The sequence below is a fragment of the Gottfriedia luciferensis genome (genome assembly GCF_001712755.1).
In the GTDB taxonomy this organism is placed as follows: Bacteria; Bacillota; Bacilli; order Bacillales; family Bacillaceae_G; genus Gottfriedia; species Gottfriedia luciferensis_B.
Window position 1 is genome coordinate 192822 of record NZ_MDKC01000023.1, and the last position, 17115, is coordinate 209936.

The 17115-nt window shown below is 31.8% G+C and carries 21 protein-coding genes; 6 read left to right on the top strand and 15 right to left on the bottom strand.

All coding sequences use genetic code 11. The annotated features are described in order from the left end of the window. Window positions 1-63 precede the first annotated feature (63 nt). Entirely contained in the window at window positions 64-522 is a 459-nt protein-coding gene (locus tag BED47_RS14140; protein WP_069034194.1) for a VOC family protein, read from the top strand. 82 nt (window positions 523-604) lie between these two features. Here BED47_RS14140 and arsC read toward each other — a convergent pair whose 3' ends face one another. The 8 genes from arsC to nagZ form a co-directional block, all read right to left on the bottom strand. Further along, complete coding sequence (gene arsC / locus BED47_RS14145) at window positions 605-1009, bottom strand: arsenate reductase (thioredoxin) (protein ID WP_069034195.1); 405 nt, start codon at window positions 1007-1009, stop codon at window positions 605-607. Window positions 1010-1031: 22 nt separating this feature from the next. Beyond that, window positions 1032-2075 carry an ACR3 family arsenite efflux transporter gene (arsB, locus tag BED47_RS14150; protein ID WP_069034196.1) on the bottom strand — a complete coding sequence of 348 codons (1044 nt, stop codon included), beginning with the start codon at window positions 2073-2075 and terminating at the stop codon, window positions 1032-1034. A gap of 19 nt (window positions 2076-2094) precedes the next feature. Beyond that, window positions 2095-2532: an ArsI/CadI family heavy metal resistance metalloenzyme gene (locus BED47_RS14155; RefSeq protein ID WP_069034197.1), complete on the bottom strand. Its 438-nt coding sequence runs from the start codon at window positions 2530-2532 to the stop codon at window positions 2095-2097. Window positions 2533-2589: 57 nt separating this feature from the next. Beyond that, window positions 2590-2907 (bottom strand): ArsR/SmtB family transcription factor, encoded by a 318-nt coding sequence (locus BED47_RS14160; RefSeq protein ID WP_069034320.1) that lies wholly within the window; start codon window positions 2905-2907, stop codon window positions 2590-2592. Between the two features lie 202 nt (window positions 2908-3109). Next, window positions 3110-3736 (bottom strand): sporulation-specific diadenylate cyclase CdaS, encoded by a 627-nt coding sequence (gene cdaS / locus BED47_RS14165; protein ID WP_025568198.1) that lies wholly within the window; start codon window positions 3734-3736, stop codon window positions 3110-3112. Window positions 3737-3866: 130 nt separating this feature from the next. After that, window positions 3867-4253: a RidA family protein gene (locus BED47_RS14170; protein ID WP_069034198.1), complete on the bottom strand. Its 387-nt coding sequence runs from the start codon at window positions 4251-4253 to the stop codon at window positions 3867-3869. 78 nt (window positions 4254-4331) lie between these two features. After that, on the bottom strand, window positions 4332-4568 hold the full coding sequence (locus BED47_RS14175; protein ID WP_049813506.1) for a hypothetical protein: 237 nt from the start codon (window positions 4566-4568) through the stop codon (window positions 4332-4334). A 103-nt stretch (window positions 4569-4671) separates the two neighbouring features. Next, the gene (gene nagZ, locus BED47_RS14180; protein ID WP_139116360.1) at window positions 4672-6309 is read right to left on the bottom strand and encodes a beta-N-acetylhexosaminidase; all 1638 of its coding nucleotides are present in this window, start codon (window positions 6307-6309) and stop codon (window positions 4672-4674) included. Between the two features lie 188 nt (window positions 6310-6497). Between nagZ and BED47_RS14185 the strand changes: the two genes are divergently transcribed. Both BED47_RS14185 and BED47_RS14190 read left to right on the top strand, forming a co-directional pair. After that, on the top strand, window positions 6498-7415 hold the full coding sequence (locus tag BED47_RS14185; protein WP_254664601.1) for an alpha/beta hydrolase: 918 nt from the start codon (window positions 6498-6500) through the stop codon (window positions 7413-7415). Between the two features lie 189 nt (window positions 7416-7604). After that, a complete protein-coding gene (locus tag BED47_RS14190) occupies window positions 7605-8561 on the top strand; it encodes a hypothetical protein (RefSeq protein WP_069034200.1) in 957 nt (318 codons plus the stop codon). Here the strand turns inward: BED47_RS14190 and BED47_RS14195 are convergent. From BED47_RS14195 to BED47_RS14210, 4 genes are all read right to left on the bottom strand, one after another. Continuing rightward, window positions 8548-8775 carry a hypothetical protein gene (locus BED47_RS14195; protein ID WP_025568204.1) on the bottom strand — a complete coding sequence of 76 codons (228 nt, stop codon included), beginning with the start codon at window positions 8773-8775 and terminating at the stop codon, window positions 8548-8550. The genes BED47_RS14190 and BED47_RS14195 overlap by 14 nt on opposite strands. 73 nt (window positions 8776-8848) lie before the next feature. Beyond that, on the bottom strand, window positions 8849-9136 hold the full coding sequence (locus BED47_RS14200; protein ID WP_025568205.1) for a hypothetical protein: 288 nt from the start codon (window positions 9134-9136) through the stop codon (window positions 8849-8851). Window positions 9137-9289: 153 nt separating this feature from the next. Beyond that, window positions 9290-10561: a helix-turn-helix domain-containing protein gene (locus tag BED47_RS14205; protein WP_069034201.1), complete on the bottom strand. Its 1272-nt coding sequence runs from the start codon at window positions 10559-10561 to the stop codon at window positions 9290-9292. Window positions 10562-10847: 286 nt separating this feature from the next. Continuing rightward, window positions 10848-11414, bottom strand: coding sequence for a DUF1643 domain-containing protein (locus BED47_RS14210; protein ID WP_025568207.1), 567 nt, complete (start codon window positions 11412-11414; stop codon window positions 10848-10850). Between the two features lie 216 nt (window positions 11415-11630). Here BED47_RS14210 and BED47_RS14215 point away from each other — a divergent pair, with 216 nt between their 5' ends. Together BED47_RS14215 and BED47_RS14220 are read left to right on the top strand one after the other, a co-directional pair. Next, the gene (locus BED47_RS14215) at window positions 11631-12419 is read left to right on the top strand and encodes an HAD family hydrolase (RefSeq protein ID WP_069034202.1); all 789 of its coding nucleotides are present in this window, start codon (window positions 11631-11633) and stop codon (window positions 12417-12419) included. 526 nt (window positions 12420-12945) lie between these two features. After that, window positions 12946-13509 (top strand): hypothetical protein, encoded by a 564-nt coding sequence (locus BED47_RS14220; RefSeq protein ID WP_069034203.1) that lies wholly within the window; start codon window positions 12946-12948, stop codon window positions 13507-13509. 68 nt (window positions 13510-13577) lie between these two features. On the opposite strand, the gene megL is transcribed toward BED47_RS14220, so the two are convergent. Continuing rightward, window positions 13578-14774 (bottom strand): methionine gamma-lyase, encoded by a 1197-nt coding sequence (gene megL / locus BED47_RS14225; protein ID WP_069034204.1) that lies wholly within the window; start codon window positions 14772-14774, stop codon window positions 13578-13580. Between the two features lie 748 nt (window positions 14775-15522). Here megL and BED47_RS14230 point away from each other — a divergent pair. Beyond that, complete coding sequence (locus tag BED47_RS14230; RefSeq protein ID WP_025568211.1) at window positions 15523-15708, top strand: hypothetical protein; 186 nt, start codon at window positions 15523-15525, stop codon at window positions 15706-15708. A gap of 36 nt (window positions 15709-15744) precedes the next feature. On the opposite strand, the gene BED47_RS24400 is transcribed toward BED47_RS14230, so the two are convergent. Both BED47_RS24400 and BED47_RS14235 read right to left on the bottom strand, forming a co-directional pair. Continuing rightward, window positions 15745-15876 carry a hypothetical protein gene (locus BED47_RS24400; RefSeq protein ID WP_282439847.1) on the bottom strand — a complete coding sequence of 44 codons (132 nt, stop codon included), beginning with the start codon at window positions 15874-15876 and terminating at the stop codon, window positions 15745-15747. Between the two features lie 552 nt (window positions 15877-16428). Continuing rightward, window positions 16429-17097, bottom strand: coding sequence for a response regulator transcription factor (locus BED47_RS14235; RefSeq protein ID WP_069034205.1), 669 nt, complete (start codon window positions 17095-17097; stop codon window positions 16429-16431). Window positions 17098-17115: the final 18 nt, after the last annotated feature.

Sequence of the window (17115 nt, forward strand, 5' to 3'; positions counted from 1 at the left end):
TTACTAACCTGACCAAAGATTTAAACAAACATAATACACTAAAATCTAAAGGAGTTGTTTAGTTTGACAGTACAACTGAATTCATTTTTGATGATGGATGGAAATGCGAAAGAAGCTATTGATTTTTACAAGGAATCACTCGATGCAAATCTTTTATTTTGTCAATCATTTGGGGATGCACCAGAAGATCCGAATTCCCCTCTACCAGAAAATTTAAAGGACTTAGTAGCACACGCAATCTTAAAAATCGGCGAGACCAATGTTATGATTGCTGATATGTTTCCAGGTTTACAATATCGAAAAGGTAACAATGTTAACATCTGTATTACTACAAATGAAATAGAGAAAACAAATAAGTTTTACGAATTATTGAAAGAAGATGGTCAAGTGGTGATGCCACTGAAACAAGTTCATTTTAGTCCTGCCTACGCTATAGTAACCGACAAATTCGGTATTACCTTTCAAATTTTCACAGCACTATCAGAAGAGGCTGTAAAAAGAGGTCACCAAAAAGAAAATTGACCGTTTTGAATCTTTTGGTCAATACCAGAGTTCCATTGATCAATGAAAACAAAAGAACCTTCCATGATAGAAGGTTCTTTTACTATTCCCCAGTTTCAGCAAATTGTTTAATACGAAGTCCAATTTGATCACGAACTCTTTGGAATACTCTCCATTCTTGACCTGCTGGATCATCAAATCCCCAATGAACACGTTTCACATGTGGTGGTGTTACTGGACATACATCATTCGCATGACCACATAAAGTCACGATTAAATCTGCATTGTTTAAGATGGTATGATCGATTACATCTGATGTTTGATTTCTAATATCGATACCAACTTCATCCATTGCTTTAATTGCATTTGGATTCACACCATGTGCTTCGATCCCAGCTGATAAGACATTCCATTCATTTCCTAAATATTGTTTCCCCCATGCTTCTGCCATTTGGCTACGGCAGGAGTTTCCAGTACATAAGAAGTAAATTGTTTTTTTATCTGCCATATTTATTCCACCTTTATTAAAATTATATTGTTGTTTCTTTTGAAAAATATTTTCTTCTCATCCACAACGCTGCGTTAACCAACGCAATCATTACGGGTACTTCAACTAATGGACCAATTACTGCTGCAAATGCCGCTCCTGAATTAATTCCAAACACTCCAACTGCAACTGCAATTGCTAATTCAAAATTATTACTTCCAGCTGTGAAAGCTAAAGTTGTTGAAACTCCATAACTTGCTCCCGATTTCTTCCCTAAGAAGAAAGAAACAAAGAACATAATGATGAAATAGATTAATAACGGAATTGCGATACGAACAACATCTAAAGGTAGCTCTACAATTACTTCTCCCTTCAAAGAGAACATCACAACAATTGTAAACAATAATGCAATTAACGTAATTGGACTGATTTTAGGAATAAATTCTTTTTCATACCAATCTCTACCTTTGGCTCTTACAAGAATTAATCTTGTAAATAGTCCTGCTAAAAACGGAATTCCTAAATAGATGAAAACTGATTTTGCCACTTCTGGCATTGTAATATCGATTGACATTCCTTCTAAACCAAAAACTTTTGGTAATACTGTTACGAAGAAATATGCGTAAACAGAGAAAAAGATCATTTGGAAAATGGAGTTAAAGGCTACTAATCCAGCCGCATATTCACGATCTCCATCAGCTAAGTCATTCCATACGATCACCATCGCAATGCATCGTGCTAAACCGATCATGATTAAACCAACCATATACTCTGGATAATCTCTTAAAAAGAAAATTGCTAATAAAAACATTAATACTGGTCCAATTAACCAGTTTTGAATTAATGATAAAAATAATACTTTTACATCTTTAAATACTCTTCCGATCTCTTCATAACGTACTTTTGCCAGTGGCGGATACATCATTAAAATCAATCCGATAGCTAAAGGTATTGAAGTCGTTCCAACTTGTAATTTGTTTAAGTTATCTACAAATCCAGGTGTTGAAATGCCAAGAATTATCCCAATTGCCATTGCTACGAATATCCAAAGCGTTAAATATCTGTCTAAAAATGATAATCGTTTCATTCTTTTCTCCCTTTACACACTAACAGCAAGAATTAACTTTAGATTCAGTGGAAGTTTTACAACAAGACGTGCTCTCTATTTTTTGAACTTCACTATCTGCTTTTGTATAGAAGAATTCCCACTCATTTCCGTCTGGATCTGTTACCCAAAACTTATCTTGTACCGCATAGCAACAAGTTGTATCCATTTCTTCACGAGCAAAGAAACCTTCTTTTTCTAGTCTTTCCTTATGAGTTAAAATTTCTTCAGCTGTTTCAACTTGGAAACCAAAGTGATTTACTTGATTCCCTTCAACTTGATCACGAACGTTTAATGTGAAATTAAGACCTGGATTTTCTAACAGGAATTTCGCATAACCCTCTTTCACTTTAACAGGTACTAATCCAAATACCTTTTGATAAAAGGCGATTGATGCCTCTAAATTCGTCACGTTAACTCCTACATGAACATATTTCATACAGAATCCTCCCTTAATTTATTATATCAAAAAAAGTTGATTTAACGATTAAAAAAATTAGCAACAATTACTGTTACGTTTACCGTTATCTGATTTTCGGAAAATACAACAAAGCTCTTCTGATAGCAAACTGTTAACTTCTGTATCGTTTAAATCGTAATAGCTCCATGTCCCTTTTGTCTCTTTAATAATGAGCCCTGCGTCTAGTAAGATTTTTAAATGATAAGAGAGCTTTGATTGTGTCATATCAAACGTTTCCGTTAAATCACATACACATGTACTTCCTCTTTGGCAAAGCTCATACATGATTTCTAGACGCTTCTGATCTGCTAACGCTTTAAATTTCTGCTCATATTTCTGGAACTGTTGTGTCATCTCAGTCATGTGATTACTCCTTAATCAAATTTTCTTGATGAATTAAGTATATGTTAGTTTATCAAATAAATGCAATATATAAATCAAAAAAAGTTGATTTATAACTTCTTATGAAACTAAACTGCCATTTTAGTTAAATCCAAAATCACCAATCTACTTTGCAAATCCAACAAAAAAACGATCAAAAATGACCGTTTCAGTTTCAATTAATAGGTGCTCCATATTTAACAGGATATAAGCTTCCTTTATAAGCGAAAGATATATTTCCTGTTTCTTCTGATACAACTAGGGCAAGTGCATCGCTTTGTTCGGAAATTCCAACTGCTGCTCGGTGCCTTGTTCCAAGTTTTTTATTATCGTATGTAATTTTAGAAAGTGGAAGTACATTACCTGCTGAAATGATCATGTTATTTTCAACAAGTACTGCTCCGTCATGTAACGGGCTACCTGGATAAAAAATTGATTCTAGCAATGCTGGAGATAGTTTTGCACCGACGTGGATCCCTGAACTCATCAATTCTTCAAGCGAGTCGTCTCTTTTTACAACAATTAATCCGCCATGTTTGCGTTTAGACAAGTGTTGAACTGTGATTGTCAATTCATCAAAGATATCAGTATACGGAGCTAGGTATGAATTTAAATAAAATGAGGCAGCATCCATTTGTAAATCATTAAAGACACGATGAATATTTTCAAATTCCGTTAATATGCCGCATCCTTTATTTTCAATTCTTCCAATCATACCGTCGATTTTTAAATTAAGTTGAGTTAATGTATTTGTTATATTTTTTCTTAAAGTGGGATTTAATTGAGACTCGAATTCATCCATTTCAATTTTTCATCTCGCTTTCGAACCGAATTACCTCCACTTAAGTTTCCCAAAGTTGGCTATGTTATACCAATCATTACCACCTTGTTTTTTTCAATAATAATTGATGGTTTGTAACGAAGTTAGTTGATTATCTTGCTGCCCATGCTTCAACTTCTATTTTAATGTCTGGATTTGCTAAAGCTGATACATAAGCATAAGTTGTTGCAGGTGGATTACCAGAATGAAATTGGCTCCAACAGTCTAGAAAGAATTGACGATCGATTTTCTCTGTTAGCCAAAAGTTTAGTTTAAAAAGATTAGTAAGCTCGACTTTCTCACTCTCAAGTATGTTTTTTATGTTCTCAAGTGCATTGACAAATTGACTTTCGATATCATTTGGAAATACTCCGTTTTTGTCGTTTCCTACTTGACCTGATAAAACAACTAGCTCTGCATGTCTTGGAACAATTGTGACATGACTATATTGGCCAACAGGTGCGGCAACAGATTCAGGGTTTACTTTTTTAATTTTCATATTTATTTCCTCCTTTTTTCTTTCAAAAAACCTCAAATGTCTTAAACATTTGAGGTAGTCATTTTTTATGTATACATATTATCTTAATAATTCTATTACTCTCGCTAACCCTGTAGGTGTAATTGAAATATTAAATAATGAAGCAATTTCCTTTTGATCTATATCACTTTTAATCCAAGTTAAACCGTTTATAAATCCTTGCATTTCTAATTCAATTAATGCAGGTTCGACATCATCAATTTCTACTCCTACTTCATTATGAAGCCCTTTTTCAAAATCTGGCTCTTTTTCTTGAAGTTCTTTAAAAATGGCCAATAGCATTAATCCTGCATCTGAAATCTTACTACCCAGAAAGAACACCACCTTTCAGACTATTTATTCGACAAAAGGTGGTAATTTCCTTTTTTTGCTAATTTTTCTACTTATTTAATAACTTATTTGTTTTTTCAACGAGCTTTTGAAGATCTGCCGGCTTTACCTGATTATTATCTAGTTTATACTTTTGTTTAAGTAAAATGATTCGTTTTACACTCTCGTTTATACGTTCCTCTGAAATTGTTTTGTTTTTCACGGCTGTTTCGATTTCTTTATAAACAGCTTTTACTTTGTTAGGATCATGGGCAACCATAATGATATCACTTCCAGCTAAAATGGAAGTAACCGCTGCTTTTTCTAAATTATAATTTTTTCCTATTGCATCCATCGTCATATCATCCGTCATTACTACTCCGTTATACTTTAAATCATCCCTTAACATTGAAGTAATGATCATTTTAGACATTGAAGCAGGGTATTTAGGATCAATTTTTGGTAATAAAATATGTGCAACCATAACAGCATCTGCGTTTTGGTTGATCGCGTCCTTAAACGGTATTAATTCCAATGATTTTAAATCAGTATACGATTTGTTTACAACTGGTAATTCTAAATGGGAGTCAACTGAAGTATCACCATGGCCCGGAAAATGCTTTACAACTGGGATGATTTTCTCTGATTGAATCCCTTTCATTGTTTGTATTCCTAAATTACTTACAGTTTTTGGATTATTACTAAATGAACGATCACCAATAACCGGATTTTTAGGATTACTATTTACATCTAAAACAGGCGCAAAGTCCATATTTAAACCAAAAGCTTGTAATTGTTCTCCTAGTATCTGGCCAATTTCAAATGAGAATTGTCCATTATTTTTCTTTCCAATTATTTCATTTGATGGTATCTGACCAAGATTTCCTGGTAAACGAGAAACCCTTCCACCTTCTTGATCAACTCCGAATAAGATCGGTAAATGATTATTTTTATTAGCAGCCTTTATAGTATTTACAAGTTTAACCGTTTGACTGTTATTCGTTAGATTTTCATTGTAAAAAATAAATCCACCAATATGATATTGTTCAACTAGTTCTTTTAAACTATTTGAGTAATTCGGTCCGTAAAAACCTGAGATAATCATTTGACCTATTTTTTCTTGAAGTGTCATCGCATTTAAAAGCTGATCTAGTTTAGCGCCAGTACTAGGAGTAAGCTCATCAATCATTGATACTGACGTATGATGAAGTGTTGGATTATTATTCTCACTAGTTGGTCTTGGTAAGATAAACTTCAATTCAATTTGATTTGGAAGTTCATAAACTAAAATAATTTGATCAACTTGTTGATCCTTATAATATTTAACCTTAGATGGCTTTTTTAATTGTTTCATAATATCGTCATAGTGAATTTGTTGTAAATTAGAATCATATGATCTTACTTCATAAATTCGATTTTGATGATCATATCCTACTGTAAATCCCTGTTTTTGATAAGTTAAGTACGTACCATTAGCTACCTGATCTTTTTGAGTAGACTCCCCAAACTGCTCCGTTAGCTCCTTTAAAGAAGTATTCCCTACTTGTATATTTTTTTGGTTTGGAATTTCTCCTTGTTTAGCGCTTGAAAGTATATTATTTAAAATTTCTTCGGTTGAAAGTTGACTCGAATGATTAGTCTCCGTTTGATGATTTGTATTTTTATTTGGATTCGATTTTGATGAATCTTGGAAAACTTTATCTTTCACCGCAAAGTAAACACTTGTACAGATAATTAACAATAGTATTATTAAAAAAACAGTTTTTTTGATAATATTCTCCTCCTAAAATATTATTTTCCCCTCTTTACTTACTTATATTTCCATTAGTTAAGTGGGCACCTTCTAACGAATAGGTGCATACGATGAGAAAGATTAACGAGGAGGGACTAATTAGCATGACCAATAAAAAATCCCATGAAATAATTCAACCTATAAACTACAAAAATCAAAATATGCATCCAAATCAGAATAATCCTTACTATGATTATCACCAATATTGGTATAACGAATATCAATCATATCCTATTCATCAACAGCATCATTCAATTGACCAATCTGACATTTTTTACCGTCAGCATGCTCAAGCTACTTTCGTTTTAGTTCACGGCTCATGGGTTGATCCATTCTTTTGGCATGGAATAACACGAGAACTACAAAAAATGGGACATATTGTTCACACACCACAGTTGCCTGGACATGGTACAGATAAAGATAAAAATGTAAATCATGAGATGATTACAAAACAAGTTGTTCACTATATAACGTCTAATAAGCTTAATAATATTATTTTGATCGGTCACAGCTTTGGTGGCACGGTCATTCAAAAAGTCGCTGAGCAGCTTCACGACCGAATTAAACGATTAGTTTTTTGGAATGCTTTTGTTTTAAATGACGGCGAAAGCTTAGCTGATCAATTTCCACCACAAGCACAAAAATTCCTTTTAGACTTAGCAAAACAATCTTCTGATAATACAATCAAACTACCATTTCAATACTTCAGGGATGTGTTTGTTAACTTGGCTGATTTACAAACGGCAAGGCAAATTTATAATGCGACAACACCGGAACCAGTAATGCCTCTAGTCGAAAAGCTAGATTTAAAAACGTTTTACCAATTATCTACTCCAAGAAGCTTTATTAATTTACAAGAGGATACAGTAGTACCCGCAGGAGAAAATTCTGGTTGGTACCCTCATATGGCTAGTAGATTAGGAATTTATCGTTTTATACAAGGAAGTGGCGATCATATGTCAACTGCAAAAATATACCCAAGAAGAATGGCACAATTAATTGTAAATGCGTCACGAGACTAAAAATGGACTTTGCTAGTTTATGATTGTATCACTTAATTTCCTTACCTTTAAGTGAAGTGAATTTTCTTAACTTCATTTAAAGGTAATTTAAATTAGATTTAATCCTATTAATATATATTTAATATTCTTGTAACATGTAATATACTAATAGTATGAAAAATTTTAATATTATATTATTAGGAGACCGAAATGAATAAAATAAAGAAAATCGCAACTATAGCAACTGCAACAACTCTATCAGCAGGTATTCTATTAGGTATGCTACCAACTGAAACACAAGCTGCAACTAATACTAAAGTTGTCCAAGCTCAAAATGATTTAAAAAAACAAGTTAGCTCTTATATTAAAGTTTTGAACAATTTAAAAAGTGAAATCTATTATACAGATCAAGAGGTTTATGATTATTATAAAGAATTACAAACTGATGTTACTTTATTTAATAAGTACGGATATACAGGTAAAGATGCACTAGTGACAAAAACTACCAGCTTTAAAACAAGAATTGATAAAGCTCGTAAAGATAATGCAGCAGTAGATATGAAAAAAATAACAGCACAATTTAATACATATATTAAAAAAGTAGATTCAAAAAATGCTAAAACTTACTTTACTACACAAAAAAATAAATTGATGGCAATTAGAAATTACCAAAACCACACATACGATACGATCGAGTCATATGTATACGATATTGAAGACCAAATTCTTACTGAAAATGAAATTTATATTCGTAAGCAGTTACCTGTTGAATATAAAAACTATGAAACTGAAAAGACTTTAGTAAATCAACGCTTTTTTGGAATGACATCTAAAGAACAAGAAATTATTAGCTATGCATATGATGTTCTTGATATGGATTACACAACACATCGTCAAATCGAAAAAGATCTAGACTCTATGTTTGATCAGTATTTTAAAGATGGTTTTGATGAGATCTATGATGTAGAAGATAATGAAAGCTTAGATTATGCACTTCAAAAAAGAGATGTAGCAAAAGCAAAAGTTGCTCTTGTAAATTATACTGCCGTTTATAAAAAATTTAATAATACTTACAATCAATTTGAAGCTGCGGCCGATGTATATAAAACAAATCTAACAGTTAAATTTGCTAATAAAGTAAAAAAAGCGCCATCTACACAACAATAAGATCAGCATCTAAATAAAAACAGTCCTTTGTATGAAAATCATCTTTTCCAAAGGACTGTTTTTTATGTTTAACTTGATTTAATTTTTCTTGTTTCGTTTTTGTTCTACGTGTATTTAAATCTAACATCGCAAATGAACTTCTACTTAATTCTGGATTTCGTTTACCTTCTCTAACTAGTTTGTCTCGTAATTTTCTTGCTTTTGATTTGCTCATTCTTTCCACCTCTTTTAACTTTATTCTTCTATTATATACAAGCAATCAATGTTTTCCACTACCACTTCGTAATTTATTTTTTTGAAATTGGAATAAAGTGATTAAATAAACCGACCACTTTTATGTCTTTATCTAAAGCCTTAACCTCGTAAACTGAAAAAAAGACATAATCTTTTTTAGTTGTAACCTTACTTATAAGTTTTTCTCCTAGCAAGTCAATTCCAAAATCCAGATATTTATTTTTTGATTCCAATTTAAGTTGATCCTTTGCCCAAGTGACAAACTCTCCCTTTGATGGATTTGTTTGTGCAGAAATAATTAGACAGATTGCTAAAACTCCGATAACAAGTAATTTTTTCATAAAGTCACCTTTTCATTATTTTTACTAATTATATGATAAAGGATATTACTGAATTGTCCAGAAAATATCTTTTTTTATTAATAAAATGTCTAGAAAAAATAAAAAAGGGTCTTAATTGCGACCCCTTAAAGTAAAAACAAGTTCAATTTGAAACTATTTAATTACTGCATTTTTTACAATTTTTGAATCTAAAAATGGAATCACTGAAAAAATTTCATTAATGCCATGTTTTGATATAGCATCTAAAGCCAGTTCATTAAGTAAGTCACCTTCAATAAATGGACAAATTGGTGTTAATGACTTAATCCCGTTTAATTCATAACTCTTTCTTGTGCATTCATTAATTATGTCATTACTAATATATGGTGCCATCGATGCTAGTCCTTTTATACCATTTATTTCAAACTCTTTCTTTGCACATTCATCAATTATTTCGTCACTGATAAATGCTGCCATTGATGTTATATCCTTTATGCCATTTTGCTCAAACTCTTTCTTTGCACACTCATCGATGATTTCATCGCTAATAAATGGTGCCATAGACGTTAATCCTTTTATACCATTTGTTTCAAATTCTTTCTTTGCGCATTCATTAATTACTTCTTCACTAATAAATGGTGCCACCCCAGTTAATCCCTTAATACCATTCGTTTCAAACTCTCTCTTTGCGCACTCACTAATTACTTCTTCGCTGATAAATGGTGCCACCCCAGTTAATCCTTTAAGACCATTCGTTTCAAACTCTTTCTTTGCGCATTCATTAATTACTTCTTCGCTAATAAATGGTGCCAAAGTTGTAAATCCTTTTATACCGTTCGTTTCAAACTCTTTCTTCACTAATTCATCAATTAACTCTTGAGATAAAAACGGTGCAACTCGTGATAATTCTTCAATTCCATTGGACTCAAACTCTTTCTTCGCAACTTCATCTATTACATCGTTACTAATATAAGGTGCCATCCGCGATAATTCTTTGATTCCATTGGAAGCAAATTCTTTCTTTGCACATTCATCGATTATATCTTCACTAACAAATGGAGCTAGATCCGCTGTATCAAAAATCGTAAGGTCATTTTCAACGTTTCTAAAAACTAAGTCGGCTTGATCGATATTAAGAATCGGTGCAACATTTAAAAATTCTTCTTTTTCAACTTCTAAATCATTTGAAGAATCAGGATCATCTTTTTCAATTAAATTATTGATCAACTTAACACCTTTTTCATTTCCTAAAATTTCATCAATGCTTACATTAAATATCTCAGCAAGCTCTGGTAATTTTGAAATATCAGGCATTGTCTCTCCACGTTCCCAGTTACTAATAGCTTGAAAGCTAACACCTAATTGATCAGCTAGTTTCATCTGTGTAATTTTCTTTGCCTTTCTTAATTGAGCAATTTGTCTACCTACTTTTTTCATATCAAACATATCTTTCACCTCTATTTAAAAGTTAATTTCATTGTATCTAGTTAATTGAATAGTTAAAATCAAGTGTTACTTGAATTGAGGTAAAATGGACTCAAGTAATAATTGAGTTTCTAGAAAGTCAGCAATTTTAGTAAAGTTTTGTAATTAATTTAAAGTGTAGCTTTCTGCCTTGTACTTAACTTAATGCTCAATTTATTATAACAATTTTTATAAATATAAGTATTTGAATTTTCAAGTAATAAAAAAAACAACCCAAAATGAGTTGTCTTCATAAATATTATTTAGATTAATCTTTTGTAGTCCATTCATAAAGTGCTTCAAAATTTAATTTTTCTAACCAATGTCGCTCCGCTAAAATAACTGGGTGAATCAAGATATCCTTCCGATTTGAGTCATCACAAAAATTAAATAATTTATCTTTATAAGGTTCTAGCAGATCTAGAACTTCTTTTATTCTCCATTTAAATCGTTTACTTGAACCCCAGCCTACTATAATAATGTCTGCATTACTAATCGCTAATTTAATCGCTTCATCGTTATGCTCGCCAACTTCGCATTCTTTTCCTTTTAGCTTTGTTGAATCCGGTTCCATTAATGCAAAAAGATTTACTAGTTCTAGCGATCCGAAGTTCCCTTTCTTATAATCTATAAAAAAGTTAAGACATCTCGCCAATATATAATCACTCTTTAGATGATTTGCTCGACAAGGATTAAGTAATACAAGCGTAGCTTTCTTTTTTGATTCATCCCAAGTTCTTGTAAGCGAATATCGCATTAATTTATTTTGTTTATCGAAGACCGCCTTCGTATGAATTTGCATTGAATGACAGTTTACAAAATCTTCAAATGACATATACTCACTCTTTTCATCATTAATTAAAACAAAATCAACAAGGTATTATATTCCATCTAATCGTCATTTGTACTATATTATTAATTTAAAATAAATAATCCATACTTTGTATCTAAAAAAAAAGTTAAATTTTAGTAGCTTACTATTTACTAATTCATATTTTCCTAGTACGATAGTGGATAATTTATACAGTTCATATTTGGAAGGGGCTTTTTTATGATTAAGGGAATCATTTTTGATTTGGATGACACATTACTTTGGGACCAAAAAAGTGTTCAAGTTGCATTCACAAATACATGCAAGCTAGCAACAGAAAAATACGGTATTGATCCAGCTGAATTTGAAAATGCCGTTCGTGATGCGGCTAGAAAGCTTTATGAATCATACGATACATACGAATTCACTAAATTAATTGGCATTAATCCATTCGAAGGACTTTGGGGGAATTTTTTAGATGATCATGATCAATTTCCAAAAATGAGGGAAAATTCACCTACCTATCGAAAAAATGCATGGACGCTTGGCTTAAAAGCATTCGGAATAGATGATCCAGAATTTGGTCGTTTATTAGCCGAAACATTCCCTGAAGAACGCAAAGGAAATCCTTTTGTATACGATGAAACATTTGATGTGCTTGATCGATTAAATGGACAATATAAACTACTCTTACTAACAAACGGCTCCCCTGATTTGCAACATACGAAGCTTTCAATTACACCAAAGATAAAAGAATATTTTGATCAAATTCTAATTTCTGGAGACTTCGGAAAAGGAAAACCTGACCCAAGTATTTTTGAACATGCCTTATCATTAATGGAACTATCAAAAGAAGAGGTCATTATGGTCGGAGATAATCTTATGACTGATATTTTAGGCTCAAGCAGAATTGGAATGAAAAACGTATGGATTAATAGGCATAATAAAGAGCGAAATGAAGTTGTACCTACATATGAAATTACTCATTTAGAAGAGCTTTATCCGATTATTGATTCTTTGAATAAGTAGGTTTTGTTTAAAAAATCTAGTGGTCCATTATTATGGGGACTTGCTGGATTTTTTTTATTGATTGGAATTTGGATTAAGTCGTAATTTATTCAAGCAAGTGCAATTAAATTCTCGGTATCGCAATTAAAAATGGCATTTCTGCAATTAAATTCCCGGTATCGCAATTAAAAATGGCATTTCTGCAATTAAAAGTATGAAAAACGCAATTAAACTAGATATATACCAATACTAGTATCTGTATTTTTGGCCTCTTTTCAACTTAAACTGGTGTCTTTAAATGAATATTTTAGTCTAACCAGTCAATTGAGCCAAAAATCAAATCAAACTTGCAATTTCACAACGACATTATTATAAACTATTACGATTTTGACTAGATATACCCCCTATTTATGTCAAAAATCTTAAAAATCTTCCCTTTGACCGACTGCTAGTCCAAAAAAATTTTTAAACTAATGATAATGACCGTTTCGGCTTATATGATTCGTTTCATAAAATGTAGTATCAAACTCATGGAGGTTAACTACTATTGTCGGAACAACATGGAATTAGCATATCTAAAAGCACTTCACCAGAGAATAGAAGTCATATTTTAAAAAGAGCTCAGAAATTAATTGGGAAAAAGGTTTTTTTGGAGACTTTTTTATTTAATTATAGAGGAAGATTAGTATCAATTAATGAAGACCATTCATTAAATTTGATCATTTTGGCCTCTGATGAGGTGTTTAGACAAATTAGAATTGATTTAGCGTTGGTGATTGAGATTGGAAAATTATCCTGTAAAAGTGTTTCTTCAAGAAATGAGCAAGGAGATTTTACAAGTGATGAGTCATCGCAGGCGAAGCGACATTATATAACTGTATCTGAAAGAACGTCTCCTCAAACACAAAAAAGGATTAATCGTCTTGCCAAAGATTTTAAGGGTGAGGTAGTCATCGTAAAAACACTAATTTATCATTATGTAGTTTGCATTAATGAAATTCATGATTCATATATAACAGTCCACCAACTAATCGATTTTGATCCGCATTTTGCTATTGAGTTTAGGATTGATAAAAATATTATTTATGAAATTGTTGATTTTCCAAATTAATTTTTTGAGCGAAAATAAAAAGTACTTTCTAAGAAAATTTTAGAAAGTACTTTTTTATCAACTAGCGATTAACATACAGTATTGCTATTAGATTTAATTAATGCTTGTTGTAAATCGGCTACGATATCTTCCCATGCTTCTAACCCAACTGACATGCGTAGCATATTATCTGTTATGCCCATTTTTTCTCGTAACTCTTTTGGAACGACTGCATGTGTCATCGTCGCTGGATGCTGAACTAATGTCTCTGTATCACCTAGACTTACAGCTATTTTTATCATCTCTAAGTGGTTAATAAATTCCTGCGTATCTTTCTTCGTTCCGTCAATTGTAAATGCGAAGACTCCTCCACCTTTTTTCATTTGCTTACTTGCAATAAAATAATTTTGACTTTTAAAATCTCCAGGGTAAAATACTTCCTTTACCATTGGATGTGATTGTAAAAATGAAACGACCTTTTTTGCATTTTCACATTGACGGTCCATTCGAACAGCCAATGTCTTTAATCCTCGAAGCAGGAGCCATGCATCAAATGGTGACATAATTGCTCCTATATCTTTTCGGATGGGAATCATTCGATCAGCTAGCTCTTTTGCTTTACAAACAACAATTCCTGCAACTACATCACCATGACCACTAATATATTTCGTTGCACTATGTAGCACAATGTCACAGCCTTGTGTTAATGGCTTTTGTAAATAAGGTGAACAAAATGTATTATCAACTACGACAGTAATATTATTTTTCTTTGCAACTTCGACAACCATTTCAATATCAATTACTTTCATTGTAGGGTTGATCGGTGTTTCAATAAAGATAACTTTCGTGTTTTCTTGGATTAAGTTTTGAATTTCTTCTTCAGTATCCATTTCACAAAAATTATGTTCAATTCCAAATTTATTCTCTAGCATTTCTAAAAAACCATACGTACATCCATAAATACCCTTTGAACATAAAATATGGTCCCCGGTGCTAATTAAAGAAAAAATTGTAGCAGACACAGCAGCCATTCCAGAACCAAATGCTAACGCTACTTCTCCTTCTTCTAACGCAGCCATTCGTTCTTCCAAAATTTGTACAGTTGGATTTCCTAACCTTGAGTAAATAAAGTCATCTCTTTCACCAGCAAAGGACTGTTCTCCATGTTGTGCAGTAGGAAACGTATAGGTAGACGTATGAAATAATGGAGGAGTTAAACTCCCGTGATACTCACTAGTTTTGTAGCCTTCGTGAATCAACTTTGTATCAAACTGATTTTTCTTCATTTCTAATTAGCCTCCTTAATTAAGTACGTATTGATCAAACGTTAATTAAAGCAAAAAACCAAAATGAAAACCCTTACAAAATATTCACTTAGACTACTTCTAGAAATAGGAAAGCAATACCTTTTAATAGATCCTACTATAGGCAAAATTACACGCTCTTAATTCAATAAAATACTTAAATACAAAATAGAAAGTAGCAAATTGTTCAATTTCATATTGGTTCTTTGTATTTATTAACATTTCTTACCTAACTTTTTTCCTATTACTTTTTTCGTTCGGTTGAATTGTAATGATTAAATCTTCCTCTTTAACTAGGTTGATAATCTTAATTTAAAATGGAAAAAAGTACTTTCTAAAAATCTAAAAAGTACTTTTTTCAGAGTGTTGAAATATAAATTGATCTATAGAAAAAACGAGAAAACTGACATTAAATGAACATTAATTTAATGATGAAATTATCATTTTTGGGGTGATCTATTAATGTTTTTAAATGTTAAGATGGTTGAATAATTTCATGATTCCATTAATCACTAGTAATGAATTTTTTCAGAAGTTAAAAATACGATGGACTAATTTTTAGAAAAACAAATTTAGTTGATTAGTTTAATTAAAGCTCGATATTTATTGACCTATAGGCTGATTAATATACAATAGTTGAGTTACTCTAAGTAAAGGCAATTTGATAATGATTTATTGCAGACTTTTTTCGATGAATAAGTTGATTGGAGCGGAGGGGTGCTCGACTCCTATGGGATATGCGGGAAGGCTGAGACCCCGCAGGCTTGCCGAGGAGGCTAAAGAATCTCGCCCCATGGAAAGCGAGCATCCTGTAGTGGAAATCAACATCACTTTACCCCTTTTACGAAAATTTGGTAATTTAATTGACAAGGTTGTTTTTCAACAGCGTGAAAAAAAGTACTTTCTAAAAATCTAGAAAGTACTTTTTTATTTTCAAATTATTCTCATCTCGTTAATCTTCTAACCACTTCAGAATTTCATCAATTCCAATCGCTTCTTCAACTTCTGGAAATTTCTTAATAAAATTTAAATCGGTATCATTTGGTATCAATTCATCAAATTCGTTTGGATCATGGAAGCTCATTGACTACACCTCTTTAGTAAATTTTATTTAATTTCTGTATTGTTAACAAACTTACTTAATAAAATACATATCCAATTTTTAATGAAAAAATTACTTCGATTAACGAATGAATTAATAATAATAATAGTTCGTAGTTTTTTTAATTTTCCCTCTTTTTTTCATAAAAAAACTTGTACAAAATAGTTCAGTGTCTAGAACAAACTCTTGCTTTCGACCATTTAATATTATATCTAATTAATTAGATGTATTTTATGCTCACATTTATCACCGAGTCTATATAACGAAGATTTTCTATAACATTTTATTACTAATTATAAAGTCATCCTTATAATTACTTCTTCTAGCCTTAAATTTAATCTAAAATAAGCACTTTTCAATTCGAAATGTCTTCTCCTAAACTATCCTTTCAACTTATTCCCCCGAATTGATTTTAAAAGTAATACAAGCCATTTTGAAAAATTTCATTTATGTAGATTTCGGTCCAAATAAAGTAGGTGTTATCTCAGATAGAAATAACATCTACTTTTTTATTTACTTTCCAAAACGTCCTTCTTACTTCACCATTCCATTCCTAAGTGCCGTTACGACTACTTGTGTTCGGTCTTCACAGCCAAATTTTTGTAATATACGATGGACATGTGATTTAACAGTACCTTCCGTTATAAATAACTTCTTACCGATTTGGTCATTTCGAAGTCCATAGGCCATTTCCTGGAGGATTTCCTGTTCACGATCAGTTGGTTTTTCGATTAGGATTGATTCACCTTTTTTACTTGGCATTGCAAATCCAGAAACAATCGCTCTAGAAAGTGCATTAGCTGCAAGAGTTGTTTTAAAAATAGCTTCTCCTCGATACGCTGAGCGAATCGCATCAAGCATTTCTTCAACTTCGGCATCTTTTAATAAAAACCCTACAGCTCCTGAGCGAATTCCTTGGTAAATATATTCTTGATCATCAAATGTAGTTAAAATAACAATTTTCGTCGTAGGTAATTGTTTCATTATTTCTTTTGTAGCATCTATTCCTGAAAGATTTGGCATTTGTATATCCATCAGAATGACATGTGGGAGTTTTTCTTTTGCTATCTTGATTGCTTCTATTCCATCAGATGCCTCACCAATTAAGTTCATATCATCTTGTAGATTTATTACATAACTAAACCCTTGCCTAATCATCGTTTGGTCATCAACTAGTAAGACCTTTATTTTTTCATTTGACATATTTTCTCACCCTTCCCT

Coding starts and splice junctions, on each gene's coding strand:
- arsC (WP_069034195.1), bottom strand. CDS start 1,009: ATGGCAGATAAAAAAACAATTTACTTCTTATGTACTGGAAACTCCTGC.
- arsB (WP_069034196.1), bottom strand. CDS start 2,075: ATGAAACGATTATCATTTTTAGACAGATATTTAACGCTTTGGATATTC.
- BED47_RS14155 (WP_069034197.1), bottom strand. CDS start 2,532: ATGAAATATGTTCATGTAGGAGTTAACGTGACGAATTTAGAGGCATCA.
- BED47_RS14160 (WP_069034320.1), bottom strand. CDS start 2,907: ATGACACAACAGTTCCAGAAATATGAGCAGAAATTTAAAGCGTTAGCA.
- cdaS (WP_025568198.1), bottom strand. CDS start 3,736: ATGGATGAATTCGAGTCTCAATTAAATCCCACTTTAAGAAAAAATATA.
- BED47_RS14170 (WP_069034198.1), bottom strand. CDS start 4,253: ATGAAAATTAAAAAAGTAAACCCTGAATCTGTTGCCGCACCTGTTGGC.
- BED47_RS14185 (WP_254664601.1), top strand. CDS start 6,498: ATGACCAATAAAAAATCCCATGAAATAATTCAACCTATAAACTACAAA.
- BED47_RS14190 (WP_069034200.1), top strand. CDS start 7,605: ATGAATAAAATAAAGAAAATCGCAACTATAGCAACTGCAACAACTCTA.
- BED47_RS14195 (WP_025568204.1), bottom strand. CDS start 8,775: ATGAGCAAATCAAAAGCAAGAAAATTACGAGACAAACTAGTTAGAGAA.
- BED47_RS14200 (WP_025568205.1), bottom strand. CDS start 9,136: ATGAAAAAATTACTTGTTATCGGAGTTTTAGCAATCTGTCTAATTATT.
- BED47_RS14205 (WP_069034201.1), bottom strand. CDS start 10,561: ATGTTTGATATGAAAAAAGTAGGTAGACAAATTGCTCAATTAAGAAAG.
- BED47_RS14210 (WP_025568207.1), bottom strand. CDS start 11,414: ATGTCATTTGAAGATTTTGTAAACTGTCATTCAATGCAAATTCATACG.
- BED47_RS14215 (WP_069034202.1), top strand. CDS start 11,631: ATGATTAAGGGAATCATTTTTGATTTGGATGACACATTACTTTGGGAC.
- megL (WP_069034204.1), bottom strand. CDS start 14,774: ATGAAGAAAAATCAGTTTGATACAAAGTTGATTCACGAAGGCTACAAA.
- BED47_RS14230 (WP_025568211.1), top strand. CDS start 15,523: ATGGGATATGCGGGAAGGCTGAGACCCCGCAGGCTTGCCGAGGAGGCT.
- BED47_RS24400 (WP_282439847.1), bottom strand. CDS start 15,876: ATGAGCTTCCATGATCCAAACGAATTTGATGAATTGATACCAAATGAT.
- BED47_RS14235 (WP_069034205.1), bottom strand. CDS start 17,097: ATGTCAAATGAAAAAATAAAGGTCTTACTAGTTGATGACCAAACGATG.